The sequence below is a fragment of the Proteus sp. FME41 genome (genome assembly GCF_014897315.1).
Taxonomy (GTDB): domain Bacteria; phylum Pseudomonadota; class Gammaproteobacteria; order Enterobacterales; family Enterobacteriaceae; genus Proteus.
In genome coordinates, this window is the sequence record NZ_JABUYL010000004.1 from 83,331 (window position 1) to 98,944 (window position 15,614).

The window sequence follows — 15,614 nt, forward strand, 5'->3', positions numbered from 1 at the left end:
TGGAATTAAATTTAGGATAAAAGTAGAAATAGCGATAAAAAAGACCTAAAATTTTAGTTTTTTGGTTCGTATTCTAACAAGTTAACTATTTGAAGTGAAAAAATTAAGGCGCATTTAGTGCTATTTATAACGAAGATAATTGCAGAGTTCTTTTGGCAATAAATAATCTAATATTATTGCCAAAAGGAAAGAGGGCTAGTAATTTTATTTGCGAATAACCATTACTGAACGTGACGTATTGTTTACTATATAATCTGCTGTAGAACCCAGCAATATATTGCGTTTATTGCGTGAGCTGGAACCAATAATAATGGTATCTGCATCCACTTTTTCTGTTAACTCTAGAATATTATAATTAGGTGTGCCGATAACGGCATGGCATTGGTATTGCTCTTTAGGTAAGTTAAATTGTTGTTTTACGCATTGCTCTAATTTTTCAGTCAATAACACTAAAGCTTGTTGCTTTTTCTCAACGATAGATGTGCTATCACAATTAAGTCCATAAGCTTCTAAAGAACGTAAATTAGGCATAACGGTAATGAAATGGAAATAATTCTCTGGTTTCCTTGCAAGGAAGTGAATATCGTCGATCATGCGCTGAATTCTATTATCTTCTAATAAATCAATTGCAACGAGGTATTTGTTAGCCATAGTATGCCTTTTCAATAAATTAGCTCTTAAATTAAGTATAAGTAAACTAGCTTACAAGTTAAAATTTAAAAACGAATATTGCGATTATTGCATCATTATTCTTTATTTTTTGGCTCTAAAAGACAAAAAAATGGTGTGGTAAATGCGTAAATACTTTAATATTTAGTTAAATTACCTAATAGGTATTTTTATTATTTTTACACATCACGGAATGATCTCACTAGGTTATAGTTTATATGAGAAAATCAAGCGAAGACTTACTTAAAGGTATTGCGACTCTATTGCAGTGGGTACTGAATATTGGATTGCTTATTTTAGCGATTGTATTGGTCAGTTTTCTTATCAAAGAAACGTATGTCATTGCTTCATTATTATTTAATTTAGGTGCACAAGAGTCATCTTATCAATTGCTAGAAGGTATTTTGATCTACTTTCTTTATTTTGAGTTTATTGCACTTATTGTTAAATATTTTTTATCTGGCGGGCATTTCCCTCTGAGATATTTTATCTATATCGGTATTACTGCAATAGTGCGTTTAATTATTGTTGAACATAAAGACTCTGTGGATACACTAATTCAATCAGGTGCAATTTTATTGTTAGTTATTGCGTTATTTATTGCTAATACTGAAAAATTAAAACGAACTTAATCGCCTGAAAGCTACGGGTGTTAAGCCACTTGGCATACAAAGTCGAGATTTAAGATTTAAAATAAAAAGAAGGTTTTCCGCAAGATTGAGAGAGGTATGTTATTATCTCTCTCAATTTTATTCTGGGTTATACAAAAATATTACTATGTCCTATCAATGTCCATTATGTAATCAGGCACTTTCTCTTCAAGCTCACAGTTGGATCTGTGAAAATAATCATCAATTCGATTGTGCTAAAGAAGGGTATGTAAATCTGTTGCCAGTACAATTTAAACGCTCAAAAGAGCCTGGTGATAGCGCTGAAATGATAAACGCTCGCCGTGAGTTTTTAGATGCGGGATTTTATCAGCCAATGAGAGATAAAGTGGCTGATTTAATACAAATATTATTGCCTGAAAATAATAGCGTGGTGTTGGATATTGGTTGTGGTGAAGGTTATTATACAAACCAATTTTATCAGAATTTAAAATCACATAATCCACAAGTGTATGGTTTAGATGTTTCTAAAGTTGCCATTAAATATGCCGCTAAGCGTTATTCATCTATTCATTTTTGTGTGGCCTCTAGCCAACGTTTACCTTTTTGCGATGCCTCTTTAGATGCGGTTGTTCGTATTTATGCCCCTTGTAATAGCGATGAATTAGCAAGAGTTATTGCACACAATGGTTATATTATTACGGTTACACCGGCACCTCGTCATCTTTACCAGTTAAAAGCATTGATTTATTCAGAAGTCCATCTTCATCCTTTAAAAGAAGAACATTTTAATGGATTTAATAAAGTGGCTGAACACCAAGTAGCTTATAAGATGAATTTAAATGGTAAACAAGCTTTTGATTTATTACAGATGACGCCGTTTGCATGGCGTGCAAGTGAAGACGTAAAACAGTCATTAGCTGAAAATAAAAGCTTTGAATGTGAAACAGACTTTTTAATTTGTGTTTATCAACGTGTTGAATAATTATTTATATAAAATAAAAAAGCTTAGGTCGGTATTTTAAAACCTAAGCTTTTATTGTGCAGTATAGGAGATTATTTGGCGTACATAAATAATTCAAGGTGTTCAAATACGATATTAAAGCCAATAGCAATTAATACGATCCCGCCAATAATTTCTGCTTTCTTTCCAAGTACTGGGCCAATATAACGACCAATCAACATACCTAGTGTTGCCATAATCATGGTCATCATACCAATAGTCATGGCGGTATGAACGATATTCACTTGAAGGAAGGCTAAACCAACACCAATTGCCATTGCATCAAGGCTGGTGGCAATGCCCGTTGCAATTAAAGACAGCGAGCCGTGACGTTGTGGAGCATCCTCTTCACAAGGGCATTCATCACCACGTTTTAAGCTTTGGTAAATCATACGGCTACCAAGAATAAACAATAATCCAAAGGCAACCCAATGATCCCATTGAATAATATATTGGCTTGTATATAAACCTATGGCCCAACCAATAACAGGTGTGCTGGCTTCAATAATACCGAATATAAATCCAGTGCGGAGTGCTTCGCGAAAATGAGGTTTATGTAATGTGGCACCTTTACAGACTGCAACAGCAAATGCATCCATAGAAAGGGCAAGGGCGAGAATAATGGTAGCGTAGAAACTCATAATAAAGCCTCGGTTGGGGTATTTCCATATACACACAATTGACCCCCAACCAAAGAAGTACAATTATGTGTCTATGGTCTTGCCAACCGTATTACGGCATCTGCACCACGCTAAATGAAAATAAGCGAGTATGTTGATACAGACTTCTTAAAATAAAAATCTTTATTTTAAGACAGGCTACTCCCCAATGACTTGATGCAGAAGATAACATATTATTTTCTAAAGGCAACATATTATTTTTTATATTTCAAAGATGATATTGATAATAATTATCATTATTATATCTGGAAGATTTAAATATAATTAAAACGATCGCTTAATGTTAAAAAAATGATAAAATTCAATGTGATGAAATATTAACCATATAATAAATAATGTATTATAGCTATATTTATAATAATAAATTAAATTTAAAAAAGAAGGTAGTACACCTGCAAATAATAAGCTTTAATTTATTTTAATATTAAATGAATATTAAATAAACCTATATTTAATACGTGTATATAGATGGATTTAAATATAAAAATAAGAAGTCTAATTTATAAAAAATAGATTTTTTAATTTAAATATTATATTTTTCTTTAATAATCTATGAGTTAAGTGACGATCGAAAATAAAAAAAGTAAATATAAAAAGCCATTCAAATGAATGGCTTTTCGCCTAAATAGTGTTAATTAGTCACATTGTACTTTGATTGCAAGACCACCGCGTGATGTTTCACGGTATTTAGCATTCATGTCTTTACCTGTTTCATACATGGTTTCAATGACTTTATCGAGAGAAACGCGTGGCTCACTGGTACGGCGAATAGCCATACGTGCTGCATTGACAGCTTTAACAGATGCAATAGCGTTACGTTCGATACAAGGTACTTGTACTTGGCCTGCAACAGGATCGCAGGTTAAACCAAGGTTATGTTCCATGCCAATTTCAGCAGCGATGCAGACTTGTTCTGGACTTCCACCAAGTAATTCGGCAAGACCTGCTGCGGCCATTGAACAAGCAACACCCACTTCACCTTGGCAACCCACTTCAGCACCTGAAATAGAGGCATTCATTTTATAAAGAATACCAATAGCGCCTGATGCTAAAAAGTAACGTAAATAGGTTTCTGGTGTAACGGGTTCGATGCAACGATCGTAGTAAGCTAATACCGCAGGCACGATACCACATGCGCCGTTTGTCGGAGCAGTTACAACGCGTCCACCGGCTGCGTTTTCTTCATTAACCGCCAATGCAAACATATTGATCAGATCGACAACTTTCATCGGATCATTTGACAGGCTGTTGCTTGATGTTAATAAGCGATTTAATGCGGCTGCACGACGAGGGACACGCAATGGTCCTGGTAATATGCCTTCAGTATTTAAACCATGCTCAATACATTCTTGCATCGTTCTATAGACATCTGCGAAATAAGCATTAATTTCTGCTTGGGTGTGCAGGTCTAGCTCATTTTTCATCATTAAGCTAGAAATGGATAAGCCTGTTTCTTTGCAGTGTTTTAATAGCTCTTCTGCGTTGGCGTAAGGGTATGAAACGGGTTTACTATTGAGTGTTGATTTACCAAAATTTTCTTCATCAACGATAAAACCACCACCAATTGAGTAATAGGTTTTTCGATAGATTTCTTTGTCGCCCGCAAAAGCATGAATAGTCATACCATTTTCATGTAATGACAGATTGTCATTACTAAAATGCATACTTTCTGCTGGGAAATCGACAATTTTCAAACCGTTTGCTAATGAGAGTTTGCCTGTTTCTTCAACATCACGAATAAAACCAGGAATACTGTCAATATCAACAGTTGCAGGTGCGTTGCCTGCTAATCCCATAATAATGGCAATATCAGTATGGTGACCTTTGCCTGTTAGAGACAAGGAGCCGTAAACATCAACAGATACGCGAGTGACGGATGCAATTAATTCCTGGCTGACTAATTCATCGACAAATTCTTTACCCGCTTTCATTGGCCCTACGGTATGAGAGCTAGAGGGTCCGATGCCCACTTTAAACATGTCAAAAACGCTAATCACGTCAGACTCCTTAATAATAAGAGAGAGGGTTAAAAAAGAATAAAATATAGTTATTTATAGTAAAGGGATCGTTTTTACGATTATATCGTCCCGTTAATGGTGTAGTTTACAACATTTTTTTAAAATAGCTAAGTAGAGTTGTGACGGTGATGAGAAAAAGCACAAGCTGAATATAATATAGCGTCTTAAGTGATATGAAGGGCGAGTCTATGTAAAATAGCGGCGGTTAATCCCCAAACAAGGTGCCCATCATACGGATAAAAATAGATCTGATGATTTTCACCTGAACGATGAAAATTAAGAGGCTGATAATGTTGAGCATTCAGCACATGACTTAATGGCATTTCAAAGATAGAAGCGACCTCCGCAGGGTTATGGCGTAAAGGTAAACCCGCAGGAATAACACCAATAATGGGGGTAACTAAATATCCGCTAGAACTTTGTAAAGGAGCTAATTGACCGATCACGGAAACGGCATCAGGAGGAATAGCGACTTCTTCGTGAGCTTCTCTTAATGCAGTAACAATAAGATTACTATCTTCGGGATCGCGCTTACCACCGGGCAAAGCAACTTGTCCAGCATGAGTCCGTAAAGTTGAGGCGCGCTCTGTTAATAATAATGTTGGATTAGGCTTATTAATAATAGGCAGCAAGACAGCTGCCGTTTTTTGGGCGTGAGGGTGCTGATTAACGTTATCATCAGGTAATGTGAGTTGAAAACGATTGATAAAGGTATCAATGGGTGTCATTAAGAGTAGACTCACTTAAAACAGTTAATATTTGCCCAAGTTTATCGAAAGTTTCTTGGTACTCTTTTTCAGCAATGCTGTCAGCAACAATACCACCACCTGCCCAGCAGTAAATTTTATTTTTCTCAGTCAATAAAGTACGAATACTAATATTGGTATCCATCGTGCCACAAAAACTGATATAACCAATTGCGCCACAATATCCATGACGGCGGTGAGGCTCTAATTCTTCAATAATTTGCATGGCTCTGATTTTAGGTGCACCTGTAATTGAACCGCCAGGAAAAGCCGCTCTTAACAAATCAGTTGCAGTTAAATGTGAAGGTAATAGGGCCGTAACGGTACTGACTAAATGGTGTACAGCAGGGAAGCGTTCAACAACAAATAACTCAGGTACTTTAACAGAACCTGTAATAGCCACTTTTCCAATATCATTACGCATAAGATCGACAATCATGAGATTTTCAGCACGATCTTTACGTGAGTTTTCGAGTTTTTGTGCTTGCTCATCATCTTCTTCTGGTGATGCTTTACGCGGTAACGTCCCTTTGATTGGGCGTGTTTCTATTTTATTATCAACCAGATGAATAAAACGTTCTGGAGAAACACTGATCACAAAATGATGGGGCAAACACATAAAAGAAGAAAAAGGGGCTTTATTCGCTTGATTCAGTGTTAAGAACGCGTTCCATTCACTGCCAGTGTAATTTGCACAAAAGCGTTGGGCCAAGTTAACTTGATAGCAATCACCTGAAAGTAAGTATTGATGAATTTTGGCAATTTTTTCGTTGTATTCATCATTACTTATGTTTGATTGCCAATCGCTTGTTAAGGCAAAAGGAGTATTAATAGACGTTGATGTTTGATTTTCTAACCACTGTAAACGCTCATCAATATTGTGATAACTGATTAAGGTTGCTTTTTTTAATTGATGATCAACAATTAATGCCCAATCATAAATGCCGACTGCCATATCGGCAAAATTAAGTTCATTTTTAGCATTTTCAGGTAATGTTTCAATTCGGCGGCCTAGGTCATAACTCCAAATACCTAAAGCGCCCCCTAAAAAAGGTAATGATTCATTATGCTGAGGGCAAAAGTTGAACTGCTCTAATGCAGTTTGAATCAGTACGAAAGGATCTTTTTTAGAGCGTTTAACGGTGCCATTATTTTCTTTAATTGTGGTGGTTTGTTTACGGGTTTCTAAAGTCACAACGGGATCAGCGACAATAATATCAAAACGGTTATGAGGATGTTCGGCAAAGCCAGAATGAAGTAAACTAGACCAAGGCAATGACGCAATAGGAGCAAATACCCGAAGTGCTAGATCTGGGGTATAAATTAATTCATGTTGTTGTAATTGCATATCCATCTTATGACCATATAAACAAAGTATGTTGCATTATTCGCACAATGAATGTAATCAAAAAGATAACATTCATGTAAATACAAAATAGTAGTTGATAAAGACAAGAGTAACATTATGTTTCTAGGAATGCCTACATTAACACATGAAGAACAACAAAAAGCAGTAGAAAAAATTCAATTACTGATGTCAGAAGGTATGAGCAGTGGAGAGGCTATCCAATTAATTGCTCAAGAGTTAAGAGAGAAACACAGCACGCGCGAATCAGTTTCCATTGTGTTTGATGATGAGAATGAATAAAACAATTTTTTAACAAACGTCACAATTATGTTGCTAACACTATGCTATGCTTAAAAGAAATACATCCTGTTTTAAAGGATATTTTCGGGAGGTTATATGAAATTAAGCAAGTTAGCAGGTCAAACAGGGATACTTGGTGCAGCTCTTTTACTTGCTGTTTCTTTTGGAGCATCTGCAGAAAGTGTCGATAATGTTAATCAAGATGTTGTGCGTTCTGCGCCATTTGCGAGTTGCATTAATTTAGATAACAATCAACTGGTTACTAGAGTGAAGAATGATTATCTACAGAATCGACTTCCTCGTTGGCAAGAAGATAAAAAAGCACTAGGTCCAAAGCCTGTAGCAAGTATCAATGCTAATGAAGTTATCAAGATGGATAATAATTATCAGATGATATTGAATGTAAGAGGTGCTAGAACAGACCTTCGCTATAATGTTCAAGTCAATTGTGATGATAATACTATCACTTATGTTTCGACTAAATAATAGATAAGTGACATCTCTACAGTTGTAGAATGATTGAAAAAAGAGATAAACCAACATATGGGTTATCTCTTTTTTTGTTTAATTCCACAAAAAGAATAGACAGTATCTGATTATTTTTTTACGTGGGGTTCATAAGGTAAACGAGAATAGTGTTGACTTCTTGCTCGATAAAATACCAGCCTTTCTTGAAAAAAAGCTTGAAAGTCGTGAGGTTGTTCTCTTAAAACAGCATCAGCCACAACAGGCATATTATAGCGCTCTTTAAACGCAACCCCAGAAGCAGCTAAACTCACATTAAGCTTGTCTTTTTCTTCTTGTGTTAATTCTGAAAGATTATGGCCCATTATTCTTCTCCTATCGTGATAAGAGTAAGGTAAAAGAGCGTGCTTATTAATGCAAGTAAATAAAGATATTAGTCATTAAATAGAGATAAAAAAATAATCATTTTATTTAGGCTAAAAATCAGACAATCCGCTGAATATAACAAAATAATATTATTATTCATTAATTGTTATACTACTTTATAGGTAATAAAAATAAAGATAATACTAAAAAGTGTATTTAAACACGTTATTAAATAGATTAAAAATAGCGAAAAAAACAATTTACCGCTTTAAAGAGTAAATAATTTAAAAGTTTAATTTGATTTAGATCAATGAAAAAAACAACGAATTTTGTATTGAAAATAGGTAAACAATGTTAATTCATTAGGCAGGAGTTACACTTGTTTTTATTTTACATTATTTGACAAGGACTTATGATAACATGCTGAAATATTAGAATAAAAAAATGCCCTGTTGGGGAAACAGGGCGAAAAATAATACAACACCAGGGAAAAACATAGTATAAATAAAATTAACTAAATGGTTAATAGGTAAACTTACGTGATTCTTCATTTTTTTATTAATATTAAATAAAGAATTATTAAGTTTTAATTAATTTTCAAAAAAAAGAGTGCTATTAATGAATAGTCAGTGAATAAAAAATAGATTAAGAATCAAGCAGTGCTATTCATGTAAATTAAAAACAAAAAGAGATTTTAAAAATTAAATACTAGGATAAATCTATCAGGGTTCTATTAAATATTAATTTTAATCTTATTTAAATATCTCATTAATATTAAAGCATTTTATTGATGTGGCAATATAAAATTTTTATTGTTAATTGTTATAAAAAACCTTATTTCTTAAATGTTAATTATCATAATAAGTAATCAATTTTTACAATGCTATTTTAACGAATCATTTTAATAATTCATTTAAATTGTATTTTTGATAAATTGAAAAAACTATTACTTGCTGTTTTTTTAATCTATTTATTCTTTTCTAAAATGACTGATTAACTTAATCATTAAAGTGCGTATTTTACTTTTATAAGCTAATAAAGTTAAATTATAATTATTTATCCCAATGATATGTATGATTTTTTTATTTTACAATATTGTTGATTTTAGTTAATGAGATAATTAAATTAAAATACTAACATGTAAAAAAATAAACAAAAAATATACATATTGTATAATCTTGTGTTACATTTAATTCGCTTTTTACACAGCAATCTTTGATATTACATTAAAACATACTTGGATCACTAATTGATCCAATTACACGGTTTTTGTTTTTATTTCAATAGCGATGTAAGGATAAGTTATATACGTTATTATATAGGGGGATTAATTTGACTGGGCTAATAAACTTTGCAAATAACATTTTATGGGGATATGTCCTTATATACTTACTTCTTGGTGTAGGTATTTATTTTACTGTTCGTACTGGGTTTATACAAATCCGACATTTTAGCCATATGTTCTCTCTTTTAAAAAATAGTCATAAATCAGATAAATCAGGGATCTCTTCTTTTCAGGCGCTATGTACAAGTTTAGCAGCGCGGGTTGGTACTGGTAATCTGACCGGTGTCGCAATCGCATTAACAGCAGGTGGGCCAGGGGCTATTTTTTGGATGTGGGTTGTTGCTTTAATTGGAATGGCAACCTCTTTAATAGAATGCACACTAGCACAGCTATATAAAACAAAAGATGATGAGGGTAACTATCGTGGTGGCCCTGCTTATTATATGACGAAGGGACTGAAAATGCGCTGGATGGGCGTTCTCTTCGCCATTTTCTTAATTATCGCTTTTGGTTTAGTGTTTAATGCAGTACAAGCTAATTCCATTGCACAAGCGACAGCTTCAGCTTTCGGTTTTGATCCACTTTATGTTGGAATATTCTTGGTCTTAGCCAGCGGATTTATTATTTTTGGTGGTTTGCGTTGGGTTGCACGTGTCGCTGAGCTTGTTGTTCCAATTATGGCAACCGCATATTTATTATTAGCATTCTGGGTTGTAGCCGATCATATTGAACGTTTGCCTGATGTTTTTCGTTTAATTTTTAATAGTGCCTTTGGTTTGCAAGAAGCGGCTGCAGGTGCAATTGGTTATGGTATTAGCCAAGCGATGACACAAGGTATTCAACGAGGTCTCTTTTCTAATGAGGCGGGTATGGGATCTGCGCCTAATGCGGCTGCTTCTGCAACACCTTATCCCCCTCATCCAGCATCACAGGGCTATATTCAAATGCTAGGTGTATTTATGGATACCTTGGTTATCTGTAGTGCAACTGCGGTGATCATTTTATCATCAGGCGTACTTGATCATTACCCTGAGGGAATTAATGGTATTCAATTGACACAAATGGCATTGTCATCAAGTGTTGGCGGCTGGGGAAGTACCTTTATTGCTATCGCTATTTTCTTCTTTGCTTTTACCTCTATTATTGCCAATTATGCTTATGCTGAAAGCAATATGATTTTCCTTGGTCGTAATCATACAACAGGATTGTTTCTTTTACGTTCAGCCGTCTTAGCGATGGTGATGTTTGGCGCATTAGCCGATATGCCTCTAGTCTGGAAAATGGCCGATCTTTCAATGGGATTAATGGCAATGACGAATTTAATTGCAATCGTCTTACTTTCTGGTGTTGCCTTAAAATTAGTTAAAGATTATAACCAACAACGGCAAGCAGGTTTATTACCTACATTTGATATACGCCAATATCCCGAGTTACAAGCAGATATTGAAGAAGGTATTTGGGGAAGTGAGACGACTCCTGATATACCGTTAGTGCGATGTGAAAAAGTAAGCAATAACTGAAAAAAGTAATAAAAAAAGGTCAAAATGAAAAACCTATATTTTTTAATGTAGGTTTTTTTATTACAATTTAACTTTGGGAACACAACATCAAGGATCAGTAATGAGGTCTAGCGGGTATTACATTGGGTTACTAATTGCAATCAGCCTTTTAAGCAGTTGTGCTCAACAGTCAGTGTTTATTGATAGAGGCAATTATATTGCTAAAGTAATTCCTAATAAGCAGGTATCTAATGACTGTGTAAAATACCTAGTGATGCATTATACCGCGTTAGATGATGAGCGCTCACTTAAGGTTCTTACTGGCGGGAGAGTCAGTAGCCATTATCTTATTCCCACACATCCTTCAACCATTGATAATAAGCCTGTGGTTATTTCATTAGTTGATGAAAGACAAATTGCTTGGCATGCAGGCATTAGTCAATGGGGAGAGGCAACTAGCTTAAATAATTGTTCTATTGGTATTGAAATAGTGAATCTTGGCTATCGTGATAATGGTAAGTTTAGGTATTGGTATTCTTATACAGCAGATCAAATCGTGACTATTTCAATGGTGATGAAAGATATTATTGATCGTTATGATATCGAACCTCAAAACGTTTTAGGTCACAGTGATATTGCACCGCTAAGAAAGGTTGATCCAGGCCCTTTATTTCCTTGGGAAAGACTTGCAAGCCAAGGAATAGGCGCTTGGCCTGATAAGCAGTTAGTACAAGCGTATTTAGCCGATAGAGATCCTTCAGAGCCTGTTGATGTTGCAAACTTTCAAACGTTATTACAGCAATATGGTTATCAAACACCAACGAATGGTGTGTTAGATGATAAGGCACAAAAAGTAGTTAAAGCTTTTCAAATGCATTTTAGGTCAACAAAAGCGAATGGTATTCCGGATGCACAATCAGAGGCAATTCTAAAGGCCTTAATTGATAAATATCGGGCTTGATTGTTTGTGTAAAAAAATAAAAAAGCTGATAGTCGATAATAAAAAAGCGTCTTTAATAAAAGACGCTTTTTACTTTGATAACACAATAGCAGTATCTATTTATTATTTCGCTGCATTTTCTACTGGAAGGTTTTCTTCTTTAAGATTTAAGCTAACAACTAACGAAATGACAAATGCGATCACACCGGGTAATACCCAACCTAGACCATAATCAGAAAGAGGAATATGGCTAAATAATTGCAGTAAATCTGTATTTAACCATTTCAATTGTTTCAACGTATCGAAAAGGCTCATTAATACAATGATGGCAATAGTAAAGCGGTAGGTAAAGCGTGGTGCTTTTAATTTATTGCGAATAAATTGCAGTAATACCAAGGTGACCGATGTTGGGTAAATCATCAGTAATGCAGGAATAGTGACACGTAATAACGTATCAAGACCAAAAGTAGAGACAACGGTGGTCATTAATGTAAAGACCACAACCCAAAAGCGATAACCTAAACGATGATGAAATGTTGCGAAATAGTCAGCCGCAGCACTTGTTACCCCCACAAGTGTGGTCATACTGGCTAATAAAACAATCCCCCCCATCAACCAAGTACCCACAGAGCCAAACAGGGAATCGACATAGCGGGAGAAAATTTGCCCCCCGTTAGTTGCATTGAGTGCAGGATCAGCAAAAACAGAAACAGAATGACTAGTGGCACCTAAGTAGAAAAGACATAGGTAAAGTGCTGCTAATAGTAAAACAGAAATTAAACCCGCTTTTATGGTAATAAAACCAATCTGGCGGGGTTCAGTAATGCCTTTAGTATACAAAGCACGAGCAACAATCCCTCCAAATGCCATAGCAGAAAGCACATCCATGGTTTGGTAACCATCAATAAAGCCAGAGAAAAACCCATTGACGGCATAAAGGCCTGTTGGTTCACCAATAGGTGAAATAGGTTTAGCAATAACGGCAATGCCCACAACAACCAACAAAACTAAAAGTGCTGGAGTCATAAACTTACCGATGGCGCTGATCATGGTGCCTTGTTTTAGCATAAAGAACATACTAGAAATATTGAAAACAAGTGCGAAAATTAGGTGTGTTGCAGTGTTTTTCTCAATAAGGCCTAGAGGCAAGAAACCCATTTCGTAAGCGGTGTTGGTGACACGAGGCATTGCAAAAGTAGAGCCTACGATCAGATACAGCGCAACCCAGAAAATCACAGCGACCCATGATGGTAAATCAACAGAGAGACGTTCACCACGTCCACGAATGGCAACAATAACTAAGGTCAGAAAAGGGAGCAAGACACCAGTGACAAGGAAACCTAGGGATGTACTAAACCAAAGGTTTCCTGATTGAAAACCTGCCATTGGTGGGAAAATAATATTACCAGCGCCAAGGAAGAGTGCAAAAACCATCATTCCAAGAACGAGCATATCTTTTGTAGAAAGCATAACTAAAACTACCTGTCTGTGAAGAAGTTATATTAATGATTTATATTGTTATTCTACTTTTAGCCTATTCAATAGCTGAATATGTTGTGAAAATACAGTTTAAATAACGAAAAGTGAATTTATAGTAACAAATTCTGAAGGATATGTAAGAAGAAAGGCTGATTTAACGCAGATTTAACAGCAATGCTAGAATAATAAAAGGCTGTATTTTGGGGCTAAAAGCAGTGTGATCCTCTACTAAGGATCACAATGACTATATAATTTTGTAGACATTCCCGCTAAAACACAAAAAAGATCGTGTTTAAATAAATTTATTGATAGCGACTGCAACACCGTGCTCTTCATTAGAAAGTGTGACGAATTTCGCTACTTTTTTTACTTCTTCGGGGGCATTTCCCATTGCAACACCTAAACCTGCATATTTTAGCATGGCCAAATCGTTGCCTTGATCGCCAATACACATAATTTTTTCAGGTGTGATTTTTAACTGTTCAGCCACTTTTTGAACGGCGCTTCCTTTATTGACATTGGTATTTAACACTTCAATAAAATAAGGAGCACTGCGTAATATGCTGTATTGTTCGTAAATATTTGTGGGTAAATATTGAATAGCATTATCTAAAACCGCGGGTGCATCAACAATCATAAATTTACTAAAATACATATCAGATTGCATTTCATTAAGTGGAAGATAGTAAAGTGGCGTCCAAGATAAGAAGGCTTCTTGACAGGTGAAATGGCTGATATGGCGATTTGTTGTGTAAATTTTATTATCACTAATAACGTGAAAATGAACACCAATCTCACGGGCTAAGCTTTCAAAATAGAGATAATCCTCAAAATTGAGTAAGTCTTGAATAATCACCTCACCACTGTCTGCTTGGTGAATTTGGCTGCCATTATTACTGATACAGTAACAATCTGAGTTATCAAGACCGAGTGCTTTTAAATACGGAGAGATGCCATTGAAAGAGCGCCCAGAAGCAAGAACAATCTTCACATCAGCGTCTTTTGCTCGTTGAATTGCCTGTTTTACTTCAGGCGTAATTTCGTGTTGTTTATTGAGCAAGGTTCCATCTAAATCAATAGCGATAAGCTTAATACTCATTAGCATCCCCATATTAAATAAAAGCAGTCATGATTAAGGAAGTGTGAAACGGTCTATCATCACATAGCTTGTGTTTTATTTATGTGACATTAAAAGCTTTCTGTATAATGTCACATAAATAGAAAGGTTAATCACAACAAGGTGATTGCAAATGTAATGGTTGTTTGGTTTCTAATGCAATATCTTCGTTTTGCCGAAAATCGAAAGGCGTAATGCCATACTCTTTACGGAACATATAGGTAAAATGAGATTGCGAGCCAAAACCAAAATCGAGGGCGATATCAAAGATAGAACGCTCACTGGTACGTAATAAATGGATAGCGCCAGCAAGTCTACGTTGACGGATATACTTTCCTAAAGAGGTGCCTGTGACTTCTTTAAAGATTTTTTGCATGTGCCAAAGAGAATACCCAGAATAAGCCGCCAACTCTTCAAGATGGATAACACGGCCCAAATGCTCCTCAATCCATTTACTTAGCGCGCAAACCAATGCGAGATGATTATCTTGTGGCATTACAGTTCCATTCTATCAATGAAGTTAAGGTAAAAATCAAAATTAACTCCCTAATCTTATACAAAAAGTGGCAGACAGAGAAATCCATATTAATGGATAGCGATCTCTTATCGTTGGCAAAATGTGTAATTAAAATGAAATGTGTTCATTTTACCTGCGATTTAGAGAAAATAATGCAAATTATCTGAAGTTTGTCGAGGAAGCGTTTATCTTTCATCATGAAAGTTATGCTAAATTTACTTATAGAGATAATTGATTACGAATTTTATAACAACAATCCCCTGTATTGTTATCGTATTTAAGCGAATGCTTATAACGCCATAAGTTAGACTAACAAAATGTATTTAAAGGATTTTAAATTGAACGCAAAAAAAATAATTATTAGCTTAATTATTGCATTAGCCATTAGCTTTGGTCTGTATCTTATGGCGTTAGATAATTTTTGCGATCGTGGAGAAGATTTCCAACAAGGTATTTGCCGCCTCACCACATTATTTCCCTCAAAACATAACTAAAAAATCGCTTTTCTTATTATTTCTCGCCTAGCATAAAATCTATTTGTTATTCAAGTCAGATTAGTGTTTTAATAGTGGCC

The 15,614-nt window shown here is 35.1% G+C and carries 16 protein-coding genes and 1 riboswitch; of the genes, 7 read left to right on the forward strand and 9 right to left on the reverse strand.

Going from position 1 to position 15,614, the window contains the following annotated elements; all coding sequences use genetic code 11:
• Positions 1–204 precede the first annotated feature (204 nt).
• The gene (locus INT04_RS05405) at positions 205–651 is read right to left on the reverse strand and encodes a universal stress protein (protein WP_193015151.1); all 447 of its coding nucleotides are present in this window, start codon (positions 649–651) and stop codon (positions 205–207) included.
• Between the two features lie 236 nt (positions 652–887).
• Here INT04_RS05405 and psiE point away from each other — a divergent pair, with 236 nt between their 5' ends.
• Both psiE and rlmA read left to right on the forward strand, forming a co-directional pair.
• Positions 888–1,301 (forward strand): phosphate-starvation-inducible protein PsiE, encoded by a 414-nt coding sequence (psiE, locus tag INT04_RS05410; protein WP_193015152.1) that lies wholly within the window; start codon positions 888–890, stop codon positions 1,299–1,301.
• 145 nt (positions 1,302–1,446) lie between these two features.
• On the forward strand, positions 1,447–2,262 hold the full coding sequence (gene rlmA, locus INT04_RS05415; protein WP_193015153.1) for a 23S rRNA (guanine(745)-N(1))-methyltransferase: 816 nt from the start codon (positions 1,447–1,449) through the stop codon (positions 2,260–2,262).
• 71 nt (positions 2,263–2,333) lie between these two features.
• On the opposite strand, the gene mntP is transcribed toward rlmA, so the two are convergent.
• The 4 genes from mntP to pabB form a co-directional block, all read right to left on the reverse strand.
• A complete protein-coding gene (mntP, locus tag INT04_RS05420; protein ID WP_193015154.1) occupies positions 2,334–2,921 on the reverse strand; it encodes a manganese efflux pump MntP in 588 nt (195 codons plus the stop codon).
• A gap of 85 nt (positions 2,922–3,006) precedes the next feature.
• A riboswitch (yybP-ykoY riboswitch) is annotated at positions 3,007–3,119 on the reverse strand.
• Positions 3,120–3,595: 476 nt separating this feature from the next.
• Complete coding sequence (locus INT04_RS05425; protein ID WP_193015155.1) at positions 3,596–4,957, reverse strand: L-serine ammonia-lyase; 1,362 nt, start codon at positions 4,955–4,957, stop codon at positions 3,596–3,598.
• Between the two features lie 185 nt (positions 4,958–5,142).
• The gene (locus tag INT04_RS05430) at positions 5,143–5,706 is read right to left on the reverse strand and encodes a CoA pyrophosphatase (RefSeq protein ID WP_193015156.1); all 564 of its coding nucleotides are present in this window, start codon (positions 5,704–5,706) and stop codon (positions 5,143–5,145) included.
• Positions 5,693–7,078, reverse strand: a complete 1,386-nt coding sequence (pabB, locus tag INT04_RS05435) for an aminodeoxychorismate synthase component 1 (protein WP_193015157.1) — start codon at positions 7,076–7,078, stop codon at positions 5,693–5,695. Before pabB ends, INT04_RS05430 begins: the two co-directional genes overlap by 14 nt.
• A 111-nt stretch (positions 7,079–7,189) precedes the next feature.
• Between pabB and INT04_RS05440 the strand changes: the two genes are divergently transcribed.
• Entirely contained in the window at positions 7,190–7,372 is a 183-nt protein-coding gene (locus INT04_RS05440; RefSeq protein WP_193015158.1) for a YoaH family protein, read from the forward strand.
• Positions 7,373–7,468: 96 nt separating this feature from the next.
• Positions 7,469–7,858, forward strand: coding sequence for a protein YebF (gene yebF, locus INT04_RS05445; protein ID WP_193015159.1), 390 nt, complete (start codon positions 7,469–7,471; stop codon positions 7,856–7,858).
• A gap of 110 nt (positions 7,859–7,968) precedes the next feature.
• Here the strand turns inward: yebF and INT04_RS05450 are convergent, their stop codons facing one another.
• A complete protein-coding gene (locus INT04_RS05450) occupies positions 7,969–8,202 on the reverse strand; it encodes a DNA polymerase III subunit theta (RefSeq protein WP_193015160.1) in 234 nt (77 codons plus the stop codon).
• Positions 8,203–9,535: 1,333 nt separating this feature from the next.
• Between INT04_RS05450 and INT04_RS05455 the strand changes: the two genes are divergently transcribed.
• Together INT04_RS05455 and INT04_RS05460 are read left to right on the forward strand one after the other, a co-directional pair.
• Complete coding sequence (locus INT04_RS05455) at positions 9,536–11,008, forward strand: alanine/glycine:cation symporter family protein (protein WP_193015161.1); 1,473 nt, start codon at positions 9,536–9,538, stop codon at positions 11,006–11,008.
• 100 nt (positions 11,009–11,108) lie between these two features.
• Complete coding sequence (locus tag INT04_RS05460) at positions 11,109–11,948, forward strand: N-acetylmuramoyl-L-alanine amidase (RefSeq protein ID WP_193015162.1); 840 nt, start codon at positions 11,109–11,111, stop codon at positions 11,946–11,948.
• Positions 11,949–12,050: 102 nt separating this feature from the next.
• Here the strand turns inward: INT04_RS05460 and brnQ are convergent, their stop codons facing one another.
• From brnQ to INT04_RS05475, 3 genes are all read right to left on the reverse strand, one after another.
• On the reverse strand, positions 12,051–13,397 hold the full coding sequence (gene brnQ, locus INT04_RS05465; protein WP_193015163.1) for a branched-chain amino acid transport system II carrier protein: 1,347 nt from the start codon (positions 13,395–13,397) through the stop codon (positions 12,051–12,053).
• A gap of 301 nt (positions 13,398–13,698) precedes the next feature.
• Positions 13,699–14,505 (reverse strand): sugar-phosphatase, encoded by an 807-nt coding sequence (yidA, locus tag INT04_RS05470; RefSeq protein WP_193015164.1) that lies wholly within the window; start codon positions 14,503–14,505, stop codon positions 13,699–13,701.
• A gap of 127 nt (positions 14,506–14,632) precedes the next feature.
• Positions 14,633–15,019, reverse strand: coding sequence for a helix-turn-helix domain-containing protein (locus INT04_RS05475; protein WP_193015165.1), 387 nt, complete (start codon positions 15,017–15,019; stop codon positions 14,633–14,635).
• Between the two features lie 359 nt (positions 15,020–15,378).
• On the opposite strand from INT04_RS05475, the gene mgrB reads away from it, so the two are divergent.
• Positions 15,379–15,534, forward strand: coding sequence for a PhoP/PhoQ regulator MgrB (gene mgrB, locus INT04_RS19310; RefSeq protein WP_226893987.1), 156 nt, complete (start codon positions 15,379–15,381; stop codon positions 15,532–15,534).
• Positions 15,535–15,614: the final 80 nt, after the last annotated feature.